Source organism: Pseudomonas sp. PDM15, from assembly GCF_014851565.1.
In the GTDB taxonomy this organism is placed as follows: Bacteria; Pseudomonadota; Gammaproteobacteria; order Pseudomonadales; family Pseudomonadaceae; genus Aquipseudomonas.
In genome coordinates this window covers 764,474-783,119 of sequence record NZ_JACVAA010000001.1, presented here as the reverse complement: position 1 = coordinate 783,119, position 18,646 = coordinate 764,474, and the positions used below count along the sequence as shown (strand labels likewise).

Genomic DNA, 18,646 nt, shown 5'->3' with positions numbered 1-18,646 from the left:
AAGCCGCCCGAGGGCGGCTTTTTTCATGGGTCGACATACCTCAGACGCGGCTTTCCACGCCCTCGCGCAGGAAGCGCGGCGCGATGTAGCGCTCATAGTGCGCCTCGGAGAGCAGGAAGAACTCGCGATCGATGGCCTCGCGCAGCGCCGGCAGCTCCCAGTCGCGGAACTCCGGCAGCAGAGCTAGGCCGTATGCATCCAGGCGGCTGATCAGGCGCGAGGCGCGGGCGATCAGCTGGTAGGCCCAGCAGTACTCAGACTGCTCGGGCACGAAGCGCACCTGGTGCTGCTCTAGCTGCGCGCGCAGGCGCTCGGGGTCGAACACCTCCACCTTGCCTTGCATCACCTGCACCAGCAGCACCTCCAGGCGCTTCCACACCGCACGCTTCTCGTCGTCGTTGTAAGCGTTCCAGTTCACCACCTCGTGGTGAAAGCGCTTGCAGCCGCGGCACACCAGGTCGCCGTAGACGGTGGAGCAGAGGCCGACGCAGGGCGTCTTGATGCGTTGATTGGACATATGAGGCAGGCGGGGGCGCTGTGAAACAGGCCGCCCATGATAGCGGCTCACCCTGGCAGGGTCATCATGACCGACCAGACCTTTGTCGACTTGCCAGACAAACGACGGGCAGTAGCCTAAGAGGCCGATTGGATCGGGGTTTGCGCTTAACTTTGGCGTCCCGTTCCAGTAGAATCGGACCGCCTTTTTAGGCGCCGATGTCCGTCAGAAGCTGTTTTCAAAGCGTCACGAGCACAGTTGATCCGCCAGGAACGTCGTTGGCGCCGGGTTCATCGAACCCGCGCCAGCCCTCATCACTCCCGCTCCTGCGGCGTAAAACTTTGAAAGCAGCTTCTAGTATGAGGCTATCGACACACCGGCCAGTGCACTCACAAAGTTCAGCGGCGCGGCGTGCGATGGCTTTAGGATGAGCGTTGCGGGCCGCCGCGACTACTGATGAGGGTAATAACTGTGCTTGAAGCCTATCGCAAACACGTAGAAGAGCGTGCCGCCCAAGGGATCGTTCCCCAGCCGCTGAACGCCGAGCAAACCGCAGGCCTGGTCGAGCTGCTGAAGAATCCCCCGGCTGGCGAAGAAGCCTTCCTCGTTGATCTGATCACCAACCGTGTTCCGCCAGGAGTGGACGAAGCCGCCTACGTCAAGGCCGGTTTCCTCTCCGCCGTGGCCAAGGGCGAAGCCAGCTCCCCGCTGATCAGCAAGCAACGCGCCGTTGAGCTGCTGGGCACCATGCAGGGCGGCTACAACATCGCCACCATGGTCGAGCTGCTGGACAACGCCGAGCTGGCCGAAGTCGCCGCCGAGCAACTCAAGCACACCCTGCTGATGTTCGACGCCTTCCACGACGTCGCTGAGCGCGCCAAGAAAGGCAACGCCAACGCCAAGGCTGTCATGCAGTCCTGGGCCGACGGCGAGTGGTTCGTCAACCGCCCTGCCGTTCCGGAAAAAGTCACCCTGACCGTGTTCAAGGTCACCGGCGAAACCAACACCGACGACCTGTCGCCGGCTCCGGACGCCTGGTCCCGCCCGGACATCCCGCTGCACGCCCTGGCCATGCTGAAAATGGCCCGCGACGGCATCAACCCGGACGCCCCCGGCAGCGTCGGCCCGATCAAGCAGATGGAAGCTCTGAAAGCCAAAGGCTTCCCGGTTGCCTACGTCGGTGACGTGGTCGGTACCGGTTCCTCCCGTAAGTCCGCCACCAACTCGGTGCTGTGGTTCTTCGGCGACGACATCCCGAACGTGCCGAACAAGCGCGCCGGTGGTTTCTGCTTCGGCACCAAGATCGCCCCGATCTTCTACAACACCATGGAAGACGCCGGCGCCCTGCCGATCGAATTCGACTGCACCAACCTGGCCATGGGCGACGTCATCGACGTTTACCCGTACAAGGGCGAAGTGCGCCGTAACGGTAGCGACGAACTGGTCACCAGTTTCCAGCTGAAAACCGACGTGCTGCTGGACGAAGTCCGCGCCGGCGGCCGTATCCCGCTGATCGTCGGCCGTGGCCTGACCGAGAAAGCCCGCGCCGAGCTGGGCCTGGCTCCGTCCACCCTGTTCAAGAAGCCGGTCGCTCCGGCTGACAGCGGCAAGGGCTTCACCCTGGCCCAGAAGATGGTCGGTCGCGCCTGCGGCCTGCAGGAAGGCCAAGGCGTACGCCCGGGCACCTACTGCGAGCCGAAGATGACCACCGTCGGCTCCCAGGACACCACCGGTCCGATGACCCGCGACGAGCTGAAGGACCTGGCTTGCCTGGGCTTCTCCGCCGACCTGGTGATGCAGTCCTTCTGCCACACCGCGGCCTATCCGAAGCCGATCGACGTCAACACCCACCACACCCTGCCGGACTTCATCATGACCCGCGGCGGTGTGTCCCTGCGTCCGGGCGACGGCATCATCCACAGCTGGCTGAACCGCATGCTGCTGCCGGATACCGTAGGTACCGGTGGTGACTCGCACACCCGCTTCCCGATGGGCATCTCCTTCCCGGCCGGTTCCGGCCTGGTGGCCTTCGCCGCTGCCACCGGCGTCATGCCGCTGGACATGCCGGAATCCGTACTGGTGCGCTTCAAGGGCAAGCTGCAACCGGGCATCACCCTGCGTGACCTGGTCCATGCCATCCCCTACTACGCCATCAAGCAGGGCCTGCTGACCGTCGAGAAGAAGGGCAAGATCAACGCCTTCTCCGGCCGCATCCTCGAGATCGAAGGCCTGGACGAACTGACCGTTGAACAGGCCTTCGAGCTGTCCGACGCCTCGGCCGAACGCTCCGCCGCCGGTTGCACCATCAAGCTGCCGGAAAAGGCCATTGCCGAGTACCTGCGCTCCAACATCACCATGCTGCGCTGGATGATCGGCGAAGGTTACGGCGATGCCCGTACCCTGGAGCGTCGCGCCCAGGCCATGGAAGCCTGGCTGGCCAACCCGCAACTGCTGGAAGCCGACAAGGACGCCGAGTACGCCGAGATCATCGAGATCGACCTGGCCGACGTCAAAGAGCCGGTGCTCTGCGCGCCGAACGACCCGGACGACGCCCGTCTGCTGTCCACTGTCGCCGGTGAGAAGATCGACGAAGTGTTCATCGGTTCGTGCATGACCAACATCGGTCACTTCCGCGCTGCCGGTAAGCTGCTGGACAAGGTCAAGGGCGGCATTCCGACCCGTCTGTGGCTGGCTCCGCCGACCAAGATGGACGCCCACCAGTTGACCGAAGAAGGCTACTACGGCATCTACGGCAAGGCTGGCGCGCGCATGGAAATGCCGGGCTGCTCGCTGTGCATGGGTAACCAGGCACGCGTACAGACCGGTTCGACCGTGGTCTCCACTTCGACCCGTAACTTCCCGAACCGCCTGGGCGACGCGACCAACGTGTACCTGGCCTCTGCCGAACTGGCAGCAGTCGCCTCGATCACCGGCAAGCTGCCGACCGTCGAGGAGTACATGGAGTACGCGAAGAACATCGACAGCATGGCTGCCGACGTTTACCGCTACCTGAGCTTCGACCAGATCGCCGAGTTCCGCGAAGCCGCAGCCAACGCCAAGATCCCGGCCGTACAGATCTAAGCGTTAGCGCAATGAGAAAGCCCCGCCCAGTGCGGGGCTTTTTTTATGGAGCGAAACCGGGGATGCCGTGGTCGGAACTTCTGAAGCCCCTCGGGGGCACCCTTTCATAAGGAGTTCACCATGAAACCCTGGATTCTTGCCCTGCTCTGCGTGTTCGGCCTGACCGGCTGCGCCACCGACTACATCATCGCCACCACCGACGGCCAGATGCTCAGTTCCGAGGACAAGCCGGAGATCGACGATGAAACCGGCCTGATCACCTACGAGGACGCCGAAGGCAACGAGCAGCAGATCCCGCAGAGCTCGGTGAAACAGATCATCGAACGCTGACCAGGCCCGGCCCGCTTCGGCGGGCCGCGACCTTTTGCGCACTTGCCAGAGACAGCGCAACGGGAATAGCGTGACGGTACTGCCCTCATTTAGGAGTACCTCATGAAACATTGGCTTCTCGCCTTCTTCTGCCTTGCCGCGCTGACCGGCTGCGCCAGCGAATACCTGCTGGTCACCACCGACGGCCAGATCCTCACCAGCGATGGCAAACCCGAGCTGGATGACGACACCGGCATGTACGAGTTCGAAGACAGCGAAGGTCGCGAGCAACACATCCCGCAGAACCAGATCAAGCAGATGATGGAGCGCTGAAGGCGCCCTTTCCGCTGCGCCCGTCGTGCTGGCATATGGCTTGCTTAGCCATATGCAGCAGAGTCCCTCCAACGGCGGAGTGACTCATAGACAATGGCGTCGCTCCCGGCCCACCCAGTGCTGGCCAGGTGCGGCGCCTTTTTGTTCAACGACGGAACAAAGACATGACCGATACCAGCAATACCCGCAGCGATGCCCTGGCCTGGGTCGCCGGCAGCGATGCCCCGGAGAAGAGCGCACTGAACCTGGGCTTCATGGCTCTGACCGACTCGGCCTCGCTGATCGTCGCGGCCACCCAGGGCTTCGCCCAGCCCTACGGCCTGACCCTCAACCTGCAGCGCCAAGCCTCCTGGGCCGGCCTGCGTGATCGCCTGCTGAGCGGCGAGCTGGACGCCGCCCAGGCCCTGTATGGCCAGGTCTACGGCATCCACCTGGGCCTCGGCAGCACCGCTACCGAGATGGCCATCCTCATGGGACTGTGCCAGAACGGCCAAGCGCTCAACCTGTCGCAACCGCTCAAACAGGCCGACGTGACCAGCGGCGAGGCACTGGCCATGCGCGTGCGCCAAGGTGGTGCGAAGCTGACCTTCGCCCAGACCTTCCCCACCGGCACCCACGCCATGTGGCTCTACTACTGGCTGGCCGCCCAGGGCATCCATCCGCTGGAGGACGTCAACACCGTGGTGGTACCGCCTTCGCAGATGGTCGCCCACCTGCGCGCCGCGCGTATCGACGGCTTCTGCGCCGGCGGCCCCTGGGGCGCGCTGGCGGTAGAGGAAGACCAGGGCTTCACCCTGGCCACCAGCCAGAACATCTGGGCCGACCACCCGGAGAAGGTGCTCGGTGTGACCCGCGAGTTCGTCGAGCAATACCCCAACACCGCACGCGCCCTGACCATGGCCGTACTGGAGGCCAGCCGCTTCATCGACGAGAGCGAAGAGAACAAGCGCAGCACCGCACAGCTGATCAGCAGCAGCGAATACGTCGACGCGCCGCTGTCGGCCATCCAGCCGCGCTTCCTCGGCCAATACGAGGATGGCCTCGGCCACGCCTGGCTGGACGCCCATCCACTGCGTTTCTTCGCCGACGGCGCGGTGAACATGCCCTGGCTGTCCGACGGCATCTGGTTCCTCACCCAGTTCCGCCGCTGGGGCCTGCTCAAGGACGACCCGGACTACCTCGCCCTGGCAAGGCAGATTCACCAGCTGGACATCTACCGCAGCGCCGCCGAAGCTCTGGGCATCGCGGTGCCGGAACAACCGATGCGTCGCTCCACCCTGCTCGACGGCAGCGTCTGGGATGGCAGCGACCCGGCCGGCTATGCCCGCTCGTTCGCCATCCATGCGCGCGCCGACAGCGCTGCCGCCATCGCCCTGTAACGGACCGAGACATAAGCACGATGCTACGCATACTCCTGATCAACGATACCCCGAAGAAGGTCGGCCGCCTGAAGAGTGCGCTGATCGAGGCCGGTTTCGAGGTGATCGACGAATCCGGGCTGACCATCGACCTGCCCGAGCGGGTCGAGGCGGTACGCCCCGATGTCGTGCTGATCGACACCGAATCCCCGGGCCGCGACGTGATGGAACAGGTGGTGCTGGTGACCCGTGACCAGCCCCGCCCGATCGTCATGTTCACCGACGAGCACGACCCGCAGGTGATGCGCCAGGCCATCCAGTCCGGCGTCAGCGCCTACATAGTCGAAGGCATCCAGGCCGACCGCCTGCAGCCGATCCTCGACGTGGCCATGGCCCGTTTCGAAAGCGACCAGGCCCTGCGTGCCCAGCTGCAGGCCCGCGACGAGCAACTGGCCGAGCGCAAGCGCATCGAACTGGCCAAGGGCCTGCTGATGAAAATGAAGAGCTGCAACGAGGAAGACGCCTACACCCTGATGCGCCGCCAGGCCATGAGCCGCCAACAGAAGCTGATCCAGGTGGCCGAGCAGATCATCGCCATGCACGACATGTTGGGGAATTGAGGCGACTGTACTGCCCGCAAATGCAACTGTATCGGTTCACTCAAGCAGCATCGCAGCACTGTAATGCTCAACTCGGCCGGAGCCTGTATCTGCCGGCCCGCTGTGTCACTCAGCTAGGGTAAGAACCATCTTCCCCTGCCGAGTACACAACCATGAACGAACGCCAGCTGCTGGCCGAGGCCGACCGCCGCGCCCTCGCCTATCTCGACGGCAGCGCCCAGCGCCGGGTGTACCCCGACGACCAGGCCATCGCTGCGCTAAGCACCTTCGATCAACCCTGGCCCGAGTCCGGACAGGACGCCCAACGGGTGCTACAGCAGCTCGATGAGCTAGGCTCACCGGCCACGGTTACCAGCAACGGCCCGCGCTACTTCGGCTTTGTCATCGGCGCCACCCTGCCGGCCGCCGCGGCCGCCGAGCGCATGGTGCTGGCGTGGGATCAGTGCGCCTCATCCTTCGACAACTCACCCGTTGCCGATCGCCTGGAGAAAGTCGCCGGCCGCTGGGTGTGCCAGGCCTTGGGCCTGCCGAGCGAAAGCGCCGTGGGCTTCGGCACCAGCGCCACCGCCTGTACCCTCGCCTGCCTCTCCGCCGCCCGCCGCACGTTGCTGGCTCGACAAGGCTGGGACTTCGACGCCGATGGCCTGATGGGCGCCCCGGAAATCCGCGTGGTGCTCTCCGAAACCGCCCACATCACGGTGAAGAAGGCCCTGCGCGTGCTCGGCTTCGGCATGAACCGCCTGCACTATGCGCCGGTAGACGAACACGGCCGCATCGACCCGGCACGCCTGCCGGCGCTGGACGAGCGCACCCTGCTGATCCTGCAGGCCGGCGAGGTCAACACCGGCGAATTCGACCGCTTCGCCGAGCTAATCCCCAAGGCCCGCGAAGCCGGCGCCTGGGTGCATGTCGACGGCGCCTTCGGCCTGTGGGCCCGGGCCTCCTCGAAGGCCGAGCTGGCCGAGGGCGTGGAACTGGCCGATAGCTGGACCACCGATGGCCACAAGTGGCTGAACACCCCCTACGACAGCGCCATGGCCATCTGCCGCGACGCCGATGCGCTGGCCGCGTCGATGAACAGCGACGCCGCCTATGCCACCGCAAGCCGTGATGCGCAGAAGAACCTGACCCTGGAATTCTCCCGTCGTGCCCGCGGCGTGGCGATCTGGGCGGCGCTGGCCAGCCTCGGCCGCGATGGCCTGCGCGAGCTGATCGACCGCCATATCCGCCAGGCCGGCGAGCTGGCCGAAACCCTGCGCGCGGGCGGCTACCAGGTACTCAATCGGGTGGTGCTCAACCAGGTGCTGGTACGCGGCGACTCGGATGAGCAGACGGCCGCCATTCGCGAGGCAGCGCAGAACTCTGGCGAGGTCTGGTTCGGCCCCACCGTCTGGCAGGGGCGCCCGGCCTTCCGCCTGAGCCTCAGCTCCTGGCGCACCGAGGATCGGCATGTCCACGCTCTGGCGGAACTGCTGTTGCGTCTGAAACGCCAGCTCTGAGCCGCTCGCCCGGCGCGAAAGCGCTGCCCATCCGTTAGGCGTGGCATCAGGAGGCAGGGACTGCACTGCTGATTTGCCCGCGAACTGCTCTGGACAGCGGTGGGCCAGGCCCCTTATCTTCGCCCCAGGCCACACGCATGTGGCCTGCGTCGCTCGGACGGTTCCGGGCGCTTACGTACTCCGAGGAAAGCATGGCTGACAATGCCAAGCGCCGCTTTGCGCGCATCGATCGTCTCCCCCCCTACGTTTTCAATATCACCGCCGAACTGAAGATGGCCGCCCGCCGCCGTGGCGAGGACATCATCGACTTCAGCATGGGCAATCCGGACGGCGCCACTCCGCCGCATATCGTCGAGAAGCTGGTGCAGGTCGCCCAGCGCGAAGACACCCACGGCTACTCCACGTCCCGCGGCATCCCGCGCCTGCGCCGCGCCATCTCGCGCTGGTACAAGGATCGCTACGAGGTGGAGATCGACCCGGAAAGCGAAGCCATCGTCACCATCGGCTCCAAGGAGGGCCTGGCGCACCTGATGCTGGCCACCCTGGACCATGGCGACACCGTGCTGGTGCCCAACCCCAGCTACCCGATCCACATCTACGGCGCGGTGATCGCCGGCGCCCAGGTGCGTTCGGTACCGCTGGTGCCGGGTGTGGACTTCTTCGCCGAGCTGGAGCGGGCCATTCGCGAGGCCATTCCCAAGCCGAAGATGATGATCCTCGGCTTCCCCTCCAACCCCACCGCCCAGTGCGTGGAGCTGGACTTCTTCGAGCGGGTGGTGGCCCTGGCCAAGCAGTACGACGTGCTGGTGATCCACGACCTGGCCTATGCCGACATCGTCTACGACGGCTGGAAGGCCCCGTCGATCATGCAGGTGGAAGGCGCCAAAGACATCGCCGTGGAGTTCTTCACCCTGTCCAAGAGCTACAACATGGCCGGCTGGCGCATCGGCTTCATGGTCGGCAATAAAGAACTCGTGAGCGCCCTGGCGCGGATCAAGAGCTACCACGACTACGGCACCTTCACTCCGTTGCAGGTGGCCGCCATCGCCGCCCTGGAAGGCGACCAGCAGTGCGTGCGCGACATCGCCGAGCAGTACCGCCAGCGCCGCAACATGCTGGTCAAGGGCCTGCACGAGGCGGGCTGGATGGTGGAGAAGCCCAAGGCCTCCATGTACATCTGGGCCAAAATCCCCGAGCCATACGCCCACATGGGTTCGCTGGAGTTCGCCAAGAAGCTGCTGCTGGAGGCCAAGGTTTGCGTCTCGCCGGGCCTGGGCTTCGGTGACTACGGCGACGACCACGTGCGCTTCGCCCTGATCGAAAACCAGGACCGCACCCGCCAGGCCATTCGCGGCATCAAGGCGATGTTCCGTGCCGATGGCCTGCTGCAGCCGCCCGCAAGCAAGCCGCGCAAGGCCCAGGTCGACTGAGCCAGGCGCCATGCAAAAGGCCCCGGCGGAGAAGTCCGCCGGGGCCTTTTCGTATCAGCCGCTTTCCATCAACCGGAGTAATCCAGCGCGGTCCAGGTACGGCCCAGACCGCTGGCGATCATGCAGCCCGGTCGCTCCAATGCCTCATCACTGCTCTGCGCCAGGCGGGTCACTTCACCTTCGCCGCCACGCTCGGTCAGCCATTGCAGGCGCCCGCAATTGGGCGTGTCGATCACGTAGCTGGCGGCGATCAGCGAGTTCTGACCAGGCAGGCGCACCACATCGAGCACCCGCCCTACTTCCTCTACGCGCTTACCATCTCGCACCAGCACGGCCCAGGCCTCGCCGCCCTCGATAACCAGATAGGCGCCATTGGCCCTGGGTTGTTCCAGCTGCGGCTGGGCGCAACCCGCCAGCAAGGCCAACAGCAGAATTGTCATCAGCTTGTGGTGCATATAGGCAGCTCCTGTCACGGCTCCGGTTTCGGTGATCCATACGGCACTTGAGCTGTACTATTATCCAGTAGTGTTTATTTGTACAGTATTTTTCGTTTACTCTTTTGCGGCCTCGCAACCCAAGGAGATCGACCATGCTGGATGTACTGCAGCTGAAGAACAAAGTGAACCAGATGTCTCTGGAGAGCATCCGCACCACTGTGGACGAGCTGCGCCTGGAGGGCCTGGTCACCGGCAGCAAGACCCCGTTCAAGCGCGTGCACTTCAACACCTGCTTCGCCGAGATCGAGGCCCTGCTGCAGCGCGCCGGGTATCACCGCCAGGTGGATGTGGTGGGCTACCAGGGCCAGGCTTATGCCCTGTTCGATCCCGGCCGCTGGGAGGCGGTGGAGGTGCTGCGCTGGCTCAAGGAATACGTCGAGGAGGCTCAGCGTCAGCGCGTCTGAAACAACGCCTCACCGAACCAAAAGCGCTCATGATCGTGCGGGTACGGCCCCCGCACGGTGCAGTTCCACCCCTACGCGATCATTGGCCGGCGCTCTCCATCATGTTTCTCTGCTTCGGCTAAGTTACTGATTCGAAAACACTCTCTCCTTGCTCAAAACCCCTGATTCGCTTTCCGTGATGCTCGCGTGAGCGAATTCGGGAAAACCTGGCAAGCCCCTTGCAAAAGTCCCCGTAGATTCCAGCGCAGCACACCAACGGCGGTGAGCCGCGGATCACGGACAACGGCGTCCGTCAGGGTTCCCTCCCCCATCGGGAGCTCTGGCGGCCGCCGTTTTTATTTGCCCATGCAAGGAATTACCCCATGAGTGATCGTGATTCGAACAAGCCGGTCGATACCAGCCGCCGCAACTTCCTCAAGCAGTCCATCGCCGTCGCCGGCACCGTCGGCGGTATCGCCGCCCTCGGCCTGTCCGCGCCCGGCTTCCTGCGCAGTGCGGCCTATGCCGCCGGCTCCGATGCACCAGAAAAGGCCGCGCTGAAGATCGGCTTTATCCCGCTGACCGACTGCGCTTCGGTGGTGGTCGCCGCCACCCAGGGCTTCGCCGCCAAGTACGGCCTAACCATCACCCCGAGCAAGGAAGCCTCCTGGGCCGGCGTGCGCGACAAGCTCAACACCGGCGAGCTGGATGCCTCCCACGTGCTTTACGGCATGATGTACAGCTCCCAGCTCGGCGTCGCCGGCCCGCAGAAGGACATGGCGGTGCTCATGGGCCTGAACCAGAACGGCCAGGCCATCACCCTCTCCAAGCAGCTCAAGGAAGCCGGCGTCACCACCGGCGCGCAACTGGCCGCGCATATCAAGAAGGGCGGCAACCCGCTGACCTTCGCCCAGACTTTCCCCACCGGCACCCACGCCATGTGGCTGTACTACTGGCTGGCCAGCCACGGCATCAATCCCTTCACCGACGTCAAGACCATTACCGTGCCGCCACCGCAGATGGTCGCCAACATGCGCGTCGGCAACATGGACGGCTTCTGCGTCGGCGAGCCCTGGGGCGCGCGGGCGATCTTCGACAAGATCGGCTTCACCGCCACCACCACCCAGCAGATCTGGGCCGACCATCCGGAGAAGGTGCTGGGCTGCTCCCGCGAGTTCGTCGAGCAGAACCCCAACACTGCCCGCGCCCTGGTGATGGCCATCCTCGACGCCAGCCGCTTCATCGAAGCCAGCGCCGAGAACAAGAAGGCCACCGCCAAGCTGATTTCCGGCAAGGCCTACGTCAACGCGCCGGCCGAAGTCATCGAGCAGCGCTTCCTCGGCCACTACGAGGACGGCCTCGGCAACAGCTGGGAAGACCAGCACGCCATGGCCTTCTGCAAGAACGGCAGCGTGAACTTCCCGTATCACTCCGACGCCATGTGGTTCCTCACCCAGTTCAAACGCTGGGGCCTGATCAAGGATGACCCGGACTACGCCGGCCTGGCCGCCCAGGTCAACCAGACCAAGCTCTACGCCGAGGCCGCCGGGGCCTTGGGCATCGCCGTGCCGAGCAGCCCGCTGCGCAGTAGCACGCTGATCGACGGCAAGGTCTGGGACGGCAGCAACCCGGCCGCCTACGCCGCGTCCTTCGCGATCAAAGCCTGAGTTCGGAGGTGAGCATGAACGCCCCATTGAAAACGCCACTCCCGGTGGCGAGCACCGCCGCGCCCAGCGTGGCTCCGCGCCCGGCATCGCCGGGCGTGGAGATCCTCAACAACCTGCTCAAGGCGAGCATCCCGCCGCTGCTCGGCATCGCCCTGTTCATTGGCGTCTGGGCGCTGATCGCGGCGCGCAGCGAAGGCCTGCCGGGGCCGCTATCGACCTGGCACTCGGCCGTCGAATTGTTCGCCGATCCGTTCTACGACAACGGCCCCAACGACATGGGCATCGGCTGGAACATCCTGCACTCACTCGGTCGGGTCGGCCTGGGCTTCGGCCTGGCGGCGCTGATCGGCATTCCGCTGGGCTTTGCCATCGGCCGCTTCGCCTTCCTGGCCAACATGCTCTCGCCGATCATCAGCCTGCTGCGCCCGGTATCGCCGCTGGCCTGGCTGCCGATCGGCCTGCTGGTATTCGAGGCCGCCGGTCCGGCCTCGATTTGGGTGATCTTCATCAGCTCGATCTGGCCGATCATCCTCAACACCGCCGCCGGTGTGGCCAGCGTGCCGCAGGACTATTTGAACGTGGCCCGCGTGCTCAAGCTCTCGGAGTTCAAGGTACTCACGCGCATCCTCTTCCCCGCCGTGCTGCCGCATCTGATGACCGGCATCCGCCTGGCCATCGGCGTGGCCTGGCTGGTGATAGTCGCCGCGGAGATGCTCACCGGCGGCACCGGTCTGGGCTTCTGGGTGTGGGACGAGTGGAACAACCTCAACGTCGAACACATCCTCATCGCCATCATCATCGTCGGCCTGGTCGGCCTGGCCCTGGAGCAGGCCCTGCTCCTGCTGGCCAAGCGCTTCGACTACGCGAGCTAAGGAGACCGCCATGGACAAGTTCGTCGAGCTGACCGGCGTCAGCAAACACTTCGATACCAAGAAAGGCCGCTTCCAGGCCCTGGCCGACGTCAACCTGAGCATCGCCAAGGGCGAGTTCGTCTCGCTGATCGGCCACTCCGGCTGCGGCAAATCCACCGTGCTCAACCTGATCGCCGGCCTGCTGGAGGCCAGCGAGGGCGGTTTGATCTGCAACGGTCGCGAGATCGACGGCCCCGGCCCGGAACGCGCCGTGGTGTTCCAGAACCACAGTCTGCTGCCCTGGATGACCTGCTTCGGCAACGTCCACCTGGCGGTGGAGCGGGTGTTCGGCACCAAGGAGACCAAGGCCCAGCTCAAGGAACGCACGGCCGCCGCGCTGCACATGGTCGGCCTCGACCATGCCACGCACAAGCACCCCAACGAGATCTCCGGTGGCATGAAACAGCGCGTCGGCATCGCCCGCGCGCTGGCCATGGAGCCCAAGGTGCTGCTGATGGACGAGCCGTTCGGCGCGTTGGACGCGCTGACCCGCGCCCACCTGCAGGACGAGCTGCTGCGCATCGTCGGCGAGACCCACAGCACCGTGGTGATGGTGACCCACGACGTGGACGAGGCGGTGCTGCTGTCGGACCGCATCGTGATGATGACCAACGGCCCGGCGGCAACCATCGGCGATATCGTCCAGGTCGAGCTGGAGCGCCCGCGCGACCGCCTGGCCCTGGCCAATGACAGCCGCTACCACGAGTACCGCACGGCAGTGCTGGAATTCCTCTACCAGCGCCAGCAACGTCCCGCCGCCTGAGCCCGGCAACCCGGCGAGCCCGGCCCCGCGCCGGGCTTTGTCGTTTCTACCCCTTCTCCGGGAACGCGGCAGGGCCTAGGCTGGGGAACAACGACAACAAGGGGAATCACCATGCTCTACAGCGTGTACATCGCCGCCATCCTGGCACTGCTGCTGATCGGCCTGTCACTCAACATCTCGCGCCTGCGTATGCGCCATCAGGTGGCCTTCGGCGATGGCGGCAAGCCCGACCTGATCAAGGCCGTGCGCGCCCACGGCAACAGCCTGGAGCAGTCGGTGCTGTTCATCGTCCTGCTGTATCTCAGCGAGGCGACCGGCCAGATCGGTGGGCCGTTGACCGCCGCCCTCGGCTTCGCCTTCATCATGCTGCGCCTGCTCTACTGCACCGGCCTGTTCGCCCGCATCCTGCTGCTGCGCCAGGCCAGCCACGCGCTGACCATGCTGGTGTTGCTGGCGGTCACCCTGCTTCTGCTGATCCCGCACTGACGCCTTGCAAGCGCCGCAGCCAGCCGTCGACGCAGTCGACCACGCTCTGCGGTGCCTTCAGCCAGGCGCTGTGCGGATTTTCTTGTGGCGGGCGCGGCGATGCCAGCTGCTCGATATGCGGCTGCGCCTGGATCAGCTCGGCCAGGCCCAGGGTGGAGGCCGGCGGAGCGAACTGGTCGCCCTCCATCTGGATATACAGCGAGGCCACCCGGCTACGCGGCGCCGGCGCCAGCGGCAGGCCCAGATGGCGGTAGTGGCCGCTGAAGGCCACCCAACCCCAGTCCTGCATCAACGAACGCGCCTCATGGCCACCGAAACCCAGGCGCCGCCCCGGTAGATAGCCGAGCACATTGACGATCAGGCCGAACAGCAGCGCCACGCTGGGCGTGAGCAGCTTGCCCAGGCCGCTCCAGTGGCGGTAGTGGATATTGCCGCAGGCCACGCCCACCACCGGTACCGGGCTGTCCGGATGGGCCGCAGCGTAGAGCGTGGCGATGTGTCCGCCCAGGCTATGCCCGAGCAACACCGGCGCGGCCTGGGGGAAATGGCGCTGGGCCAGGACGATCAGCTTGGGCAGGAACTCCTCCACCAGTTGCCGGTAGCCGTAGTCGAAACGCCGATTGGGCCGCGGCTGGCTCTCGCCCTGCCCCGGCCAGTCGGCCACCAGCACGTTGTATCCGGCCGCCACCAGGCGCTGAGCCAGGCCTTCGTACTTGCGCGCGGTAACGCCCAGCGCCGGCAGCACCACCAGGGTGTGCGCGGCCGCGGGATCGGCGGAGTAGAGGGTGACCGGGCAATGGAACTTACCATCGGCGAACTGCACGGCATCGACCATGGTGTTTCTCCTGCGTGTGTTGCGGCGAATCTAGAGCAACTGCTCTAGAAACTCCATAAGGCAAATCGCAGGCAAAAAGAAGCCGCGAGATCGCGGCGGGGAGAGGTAGTCAGAAGCAGCACCTAAGTTAGGAGTGATGCTGCGCCTCTTGTGTGACAGGCGTATGACTCTGCGCGAGCGGCAGATCATGCGGCGCGTGCAGGCGCTCCTGCAGGCGTTCGACGAACAGCCCGGCATCCGCCCGGGAACGGAAAGGCACATCGCACGCCCCCAGCTTGACGATCCAGCCGCGATTGGCGGCGGCCTCGGTCACGATGATTTCCATGTTGGTTACCTCTTCATGAATGAGTCAGGCCAGGCGAGCTTAGGCCCGTCGCTCTCGCGCGCCAAAGTTCGAATTCGTCTATCGCCATAACCGATCGAGCTGAACCGCCAAGGCGCAGCGGCGGCTCTGCCACGCACCTTTTCGGGCCGCAAGCGCAGCGGTATGCGAGCCACATTCAAGCCGCGCCAGGTTGCCGCCGTGTGACAGCCGGCGCTATGGTGGTGCCTCCACCCTCGAGGAGAAGCTCATGCCCTGGTACGCCTGGCTGATCATCATCCTGGCCCTCGGCTCCATTCTTGGCAGCCTGCTGCTGTTGCGCGACAGCGCGCGCAAGCTGCCGCTGACCGAGGAACAGCTCAAGCGCATTCACGAACGCAACGCGGAAATGGATGCCAAGGACGCCCAGGACCGCTGATCCTGCCGACAAGGACGTTGCATGCCGCCGCTGCACCTGCGTTTGCTCTTGCCCATGCTCGCACTCGGCATGGGCCTGGCCTTGGGCTTTATCGAGCCGCTGGGCCTGGCGCTGAGCGCTGTATTCATCGTTTGGACGTTGTTCGGCGAACAGCAGCTGCCACGCTGGCTGTGGTGGAGCGGCGTGTTGCTCGGCGGCATCGCTCTGGCCGCGCACCTGCTGCCGGGCTTTCAGCCGACACCACTGTGGCCGCCGCGCCAACTCAGCGACGATGCCCCGCCCTATGCCCTGCGCCTGTCCTGGGACAAGCTGCTGCTGGGTTTAACATTGCTGGCCTGGTGGCTGGGCCGGCCGCAGCGACCGGCTGTGAACCCCAGGTTAGCGGTGTTGGCCGGGCTGATCACCCTGCTCGCGGTTCCGCTGGCTGCACTGGCGCTAGGGCTGGTCGGCTGGCAGCCGAAATGGCCGCAGCAGCTCTGGCTGTGGCTGGTGGTCAATCTGGGAGTAGCGGTGCTGGCCGAGGAGCTACTGTTCCGCGCCTTGCTGCAGCAGGCGCTGGTGGCACGTCTGGGCACCTTCGGTGGGCTGATCGGCACCGCCCTGCTGTTTGGCGCAGCGCATCTGCCGTTCAGTGCGCTGTTCGCCCTGGTGGCACTGCTGGCAGGTCTCGGCTACGGCCTGGTCTTCCACTACAGCGGCCGGCTATGGCCGGCCGTGGCGTTGCATGCCGCGATCAATCTGTCGCATGTGCTGTTGCTGAGCTACCCGCTACGTTCGGCCTGACGTCTATTCCGTAGGGCGCGAAGATGCGCTGCAGCTGGCCGTTGTCGCGCAGCAACTGCATGCTTGCGCGGAAGTCCTCGGCGCCGATCGGTGCCTGCGGGCTGAGGATCGCGTAATGGCGATAGCGCTGGTCTTCCCAGTCCGAAATCAGCAACTGCTGTCGCAGCTGCGGCTGCTCGCGCATGCGTGCACCGAGCCAGGAACGAGTGATCGGCGCCACGTCGGCACGCCCGCGCAGTACCAGCTTGAGGTTGCTCTCGTGGGAATAGGTGAGCACCGCGTTGAAATTCTGCTCCAGCCACTGGGGGTCGTTGTTGAAGCCGGCGAAGCCGTAGTGATAGCCGTTGAACAGGGCCATGCGCTTGCCCATCAGCTTGTCGAAGTAGCGCTGGTCGCGACCCGGCTCGGCGCGCGCCACCAGCACCTCGGCGTCTTCCAGACCCAGGTCGATGCGGATGCCGGAGATGCCCTGCCAGTTCCAGTCGGGATTCTCGAAGATGGCGACATGGACACGCGCCTGACGGAAGTCGTCGAAGCGGCGATTGAGCGAGGTGGCACGCAAGGCGTAGCGATGCTCGCTCTGCACCTTGTTGAGGGCGTCGACCAACTCACCGAGCAGACCGTTATGCGGATTCGACTCGGGTTTGATCACGTAGGGTGGAAAATGTACTGCGGCGATCAGTACCTCGTCCGCCGCACCGACGCCTGTGCTGAACAGCGCTGCCAATACCAGCAAAGCGCCAGGCAATCCCTGTCGACGCCGATACATATTGACCTCATAGACAACCGAGCTGAGCGAAGACTAGCCCAGGGCCACCACGGCGTAAATGGAGAAAAATCCGCGGCCCGCAGGCTCAGCGGGGCATGGGGTCGGCGCGCTCGCTGCCAGCCTCTGCCGCTGCCGTCACCTGATAGCGCTGCAGCAGCTCGCCGAGCTTGCCGCTGCGCTGCAACTGGCCGAGCAGGCCGTCCAGGCGCGCCCCGTCGATGGGCCCCTGGGGACGCAGCAGGGCATGGTGGTGGTAGACCTGATCGGTGCGCTCGGACACCAGCAACTGCCTGCCTTCCTGCGGGTGCTCGCGCTGGAAGATGCGCAGGTAGGAACGGGTCACCACGCTGATATCCACCCGATCATGCAGCAGCATCAGCAGGTTGCTGTCGTGGGAATAGGTGAGCACCGCATTGAACTGGCGGGTCAGGTAGTCCTGATCGGCGTTGTAGCCGGCGAAACCGTAGTGATAGCCGTTGTACAGCGCCATGCGCTTGTCGCCCAGGCGGTCGAAGAAACGCTGGTCGCGGCCGTGCTGGTTGCGCGCCACGTAGACCTCGGCATCGGCGATCTGCAGATCGAGCTTGTCCAGGGGAATGTCCTGCCAACCCCAGTCCGGAGACTCGAACAGGATCAGGTCGTAGCGAGCCTGAATCAGGTCGCGATAGCGGCGGGTCACCGAAGTCGGCACCAGGTCGAAGCGGTAGTCACTCTGCGCGCCATTCAGTGCCGCCAGCAGCTCGGGCACCAGGCCCTCGGGCGCGGCGCTCTCCGGTTTCACGATATAGGGCGGGAAATGATACGCACCGACACGCACGCGCTGCTCGGCGCCTGCCGGGAGTGCACAGAAGACCAGAGTGATCAACAGCAAGCGGAGAAGCACTGGCAACGCGGTTACCTCGAAGGGGGAAGGCCAGGTGTCCGGCTCGTCCCTGTAGCCGCGGCTGGCCATGGGCCAGTGCTGCTAGCAGCTTAGCCTATTAGTCAGCTTTTCTTGAAGACCAGGGCCAGCGCTTCTTCGGCCAGCTGGTCGAGGGTGATCTTGCCGTCCGGGCGGAACCAGGTGGTGGTCCAGCTCAGCGCACCGGTGAGAAAGCGGCGCAGCACGAAGGGATCGGCATTGAAGTAACCGGCATCGCGGGCATCGCTGAGCACGTCGAGCCAGATCTGCTCGTAGGTATCGCGCAGGCTGAGGATATAGGCCTGGCTCTCGTCGGACAGCGAGCGCCATTCGTAGACCAGCACGCCCATGGCCTCGCCGGTGCCGCCCATGATCGACTGCAGTTCGCAGCGAATCAGGCCCAGCACCCGCTCACGGATATCCGAGGATTCCGCCAATGCGGCGCGCATCAGCGCGGTGTTGTAGACGATGGTCTCCTCCATCACGGCGCGGAGAATCTCGTCCTTGCTCTTGAAGTGGTGGAAGATGCTGCCGGACTGGATGCCCACGGCCCCCGCCAGATCGCGCACCGTGGTGCGCTCGTAGCCCTTGCTGCGAAACAGGTGGGCGGCGGTCTGCAGCAGCTTGCCGCGGGCGCTTTCCGGGTCGGTCAGCTCGGCGCGGGCCACCAGCTCCTGCATCACTTTTCGGGCTTTCTGTTCGTCCAGACTCATTGCATCCCCACGTGGAAACTCAACTACGTCGCGCATTGTACGCAAGCTGGCGAATTTAGGGCCTGCCAGGTG

Annotated in this window: 21 protein-coding genes; 14 read left to right on the top strand and 7 right to left on the bottom strand. The window is 65.0% G+C overall.

The genetic code is table 11. The features are described from left to right. Window positions 1-40 precede the first annotated feature (40 nt). Window positions 41-517 (bottom strand): DUF1289 domain-containing protein, encoded by a 477-nt coding sequence (locus tag IB232_RS03800; RefSeq protein ID WP_192397209.1) that lies wholly within the window; start codon window positions 515-517, stop codon window positions 41-43. A gap of 450 nt (window positions 518-967) precedes the next feature. Between IB232_RS03800 and acnB the strand changes: the two genes are divergently transcribed. From acnB to alaC, 7 genes are all read left to right on the top strand, one after another. Beyond that, a complete protein-coding gene (gene acnB, locus IB232_RS03795) occupies window positions 968-3,577 on the top strand; it encodes a bifunctional aconitate hydratase 2/2-methylisocitrate dehydratase (RefSeq protein WP_192397208.1) in 2,610 nt (869 codons plus the stop codon). Between the two features lie 120 nt (window positions 3,578-3,697). Further along, on the top strand, window positions 3,698-3,907 hold the full coding sequence (locus IB232_RS03790) for a YgdI/YgdR family lipoprotein (protein WP_137972613.1): 210 nt from the start codon (window positions 3,698-3,700) through the stop codon (window positions 3,905-3,907). Between the two features lie 102 nt (window positions 3,908-4,009). Further along, window positions 4,010-4,219: a YgdI/YgdR family lipoprotein gene (locus IB232_RS03785; protein ID WP_192397207.1), complete on the top strand. Its 210-nt coding sequence runs from the start codon at window positions 4,010-4,012 to the stop codon at window positions 4,217-4,219. Window positions 4,220-4,383: 164 nt separating this feature from the next. After that, the gene (locus IB232_RS03780; RefSeq protein WP_192397206.1) at window positions 4,384-5,598 is read left to right on the top strand and encodes a CmpA/NrtA family ABC transporter substrate-binding protein; all 1,215 of its coding nucleotides are present in this window, start codon (window positions 4,384-4,386) and stop codon (window positions 5,596-5,598) included. A 20-nt stretch (window positions 5,599-5,618) separates the two neighbouring features. After that, entirely contained in the window at window positions 5,619-6,197 is a 579-nt protein-coding gene (locus IB232_RS03775; RefSeq protein ID WP_137972610.1) for an ANTAR domain-containing response regulator, read from the top strand. A 152-nt stretch (window positions 6,198-6,349) separates the two neighbouring features. After that, window positions 6,350-7,696, top strand: a complete 1,347-nt coding sequence (locus IB232_RS03770; RefSeq protein ID WP_192397205.1) for a pyridoxal phosphate-dependent decarboxylase family protein — start codon at window positions 6,350-6,352, stop codon at window positions 7,694-7,696. A 191-nt stretch (window positions 7,697-7,887) separates the two neighbouring features. Beyond that, window positions 7,888-9,126 carry an alanine transaminase gene (alaC, locus tag IB232_RS03765; protein ID WP_192397204.1) on the top strand — a complete coding sequence of 413 codons (1,239 nt, stop codon included), beginning with the start codon at window positions 7,888-7,890 and terminating at the stop codon, window positions 9,124-9,126. Between the two features lie 68 nt (window positions 9,127-9,194). Here alaC and IB232_RS03760 read toward each other — a convergent pair whose 3' ends face one another. Beyond that, the gene (locus IB232_RS03760) at window positions 9,195-9,581 is read right to left on the bottom strand and encodes a hypothetical protein (RefSeq protein WP_192397203.1); all 387 of its coding nucleotides are present in this window, start codon (window positions 9,579-9,581) and stop codon (window positions 9,195-9,197) included. A gap of 134 nt (window positions 9,582-9,715) precedes the next feature. On the opposite strand from IB232_RS03760, the gene IB232_RS03755 reads away from it, so the two are divergent. From IB232_RS03755 to IB232_RS03735, 5 genes are all read left to right on the top strand, one after another. Then, entirely contained in the window at window positions 9,716-10,027 is a 312-nt protein-coding gene (locus IB232_RS03755) for a transcriptional regulator (protein ID WP_192397202.1), read from the top strand. Window positions 10,028-10,389: 362 nt separating this feature from the next. Continuing rightward, the gene (locus tag IB232_RS03750) at window positions 10,390-11,673 is read left to right on the top strand and encodes a CmpA/NrtA family ABC transporter substrate-binding protein (protein WP_192397201.1); all 1,284 of its coding nucleotides are present in this window, start codon (window positions 10,390-10,392) and stop codon (window positions 11,671-11,673) included. A gap of 14 nt (window positions 11,674-11,687) precedes the next feature. After that, window positions 11,688-12,545 carry a nitrate ABC transporter permease gene (gene ntrB / locus IB232_RS03745; RefSeq protein ID WP_192397200.1) on the top strand — a complete coding sequence of 286 codons (858 nt, stop codon included), beginning with the start codon at window positions 11,688-11,690 and terminating at the stop codon, window positions 12,543-12,545. 10 nt (window positions 12,546-12,555) lie between these two features. Next, the gene (locus tag IB232_RS03740; protein WP_192397199.1) at window positions 12,556-13,347 is read left to right on the top strand and encodes an ABC transporter ATP-binding protein; all 792 of its coding nucleotides are present in this window, start codon (window positions 12,556-12,558) and stop codon (window positions 13,345-13,347) included. A gap of 111 nt (window positions 13,348-13,458) precedes the next feature. Next, the gene (locus tag IB232_RS03735) at window positions 13,459-13,833 is read left to right on the top strand and encodes an MAPEG family protein (protein WP_192397198.1); all 375 of its coding nucleotides are present in this window, start codon (window positions 13,459-13,461) and stop codon (window positions 13,831-13,833) included. Here the strand turns inward: IB232_RS03735 and IB232_RS03730 are convergent. Together IB232_RS03730 and IB232_RS03725 are read right to left on the bottom strand one after the other, a co-directional pair. Beyond that, the gene (locus IB232_RS03730; RefSeq protein WP_192397197.1) at window positions 13,805-14,668 is read right to left on the bottom strand and encodes an alpha/beta fold hydrolase; all 864 of its coding nucleotides are present in this window, start codon (window positions 14,666-14,668) and stop codon (window positions 13,805-13,807) included. The two genes, IB232_RS03735 and IB232_RS03730, sit on opposite strands and share 29 nt — an antisense overlap. A gap of 127 nt (window positions 14,669-14,795) precedes the next feature. Next, window positions 14,796-14,993: a hypothetical protein gene (locus IB232_RS03725; RefSeq protein ID WP_192397196.1), complete on the bottom strand. Its 198-nt coding sequence runs from the start codon at window positions 14,991-14,993 to the stop codon at window positions 14,796-14,798. A 247-nt stretch (window positions 14,994-15,240) separates the two neighbouring features. Between IB232_RS03725 and IB232_RS03720 the strand changes: the two genes are divergently transcribed. Further along, complete coding sequence (locus IB232_RS03720) at window positions 15,241-15,408, top strand: DUF2897 family protein (RefSeq protein ID WP_137972600.1); 168 nt, start codon at window positions 15,241-15,243, stop codon at window positions 15,406-15,408. A 21-nt stretch (window positions 15,409-15,429) separates the two neighbouring features. Further along, window positions 15,430-16,191 carry a CPBP family intramembrane glutamic endopeptidase gene (locus IB232_RS03715; protein ID WP_192397195.1) on the top strand — a complete coding sequence of 254 codons (762 nt, stop codon included), beginning with the start codon at window positions 15,430-15,432 and terminating at the stop codon, window positions 16,189-16,191. On the opposite strand, the gene IB232_RS03710 is transcribed toward IB232_RS03715, so the two are convergent. The 3 genes from IB232_RS03710 to IB232_RS03700 form a co-directional block, all read right to left on the bottom strand. Further along, the gene (locus tag IB232_RS03710) at window positions 16,142-16,960 is read right to left on the bottom strand and encodes a phosphate/phosphite/phosphonate ABC transporter substrate-binding protein (RefSeq protein WP_225592087.1); all 819 of its coding nucleotides are present in this window, start codon (window positions 16,958-16,960) and stop codon (window positions 16,142-16,144) included. The genes IB232_RS03715 and IB232_RS03710 overlap by 50 nt on opposite strands. An 85-nt stretch (window positions 16,961-17,045) precedes the next feature. After that, window positions 17,046-17,843 (bottom strand): substrate-binding periplasmic protein, encoded by a 798-nt coding sequence (locus IB232_RS03705; RefSeq protein WP_192397272.1) that lies wholly within the window; start codon window positions 17,841-17,843, stop codon window positions 17,046-17,048. 101 nt (window positions 17,844-17,944) lie between these two features. After that, entirely contained in the window at window positions 17,945-18,568 is a 624-nt protein-coding gene (locus IB232_RS03700) for a TetR/AcrR family transcriptional regulator (protein ID WP_192397271.1), read from the bottom strand. Between the last annotated feature and the right edge of the window lie 78 nt (window positions 18,569-18,646).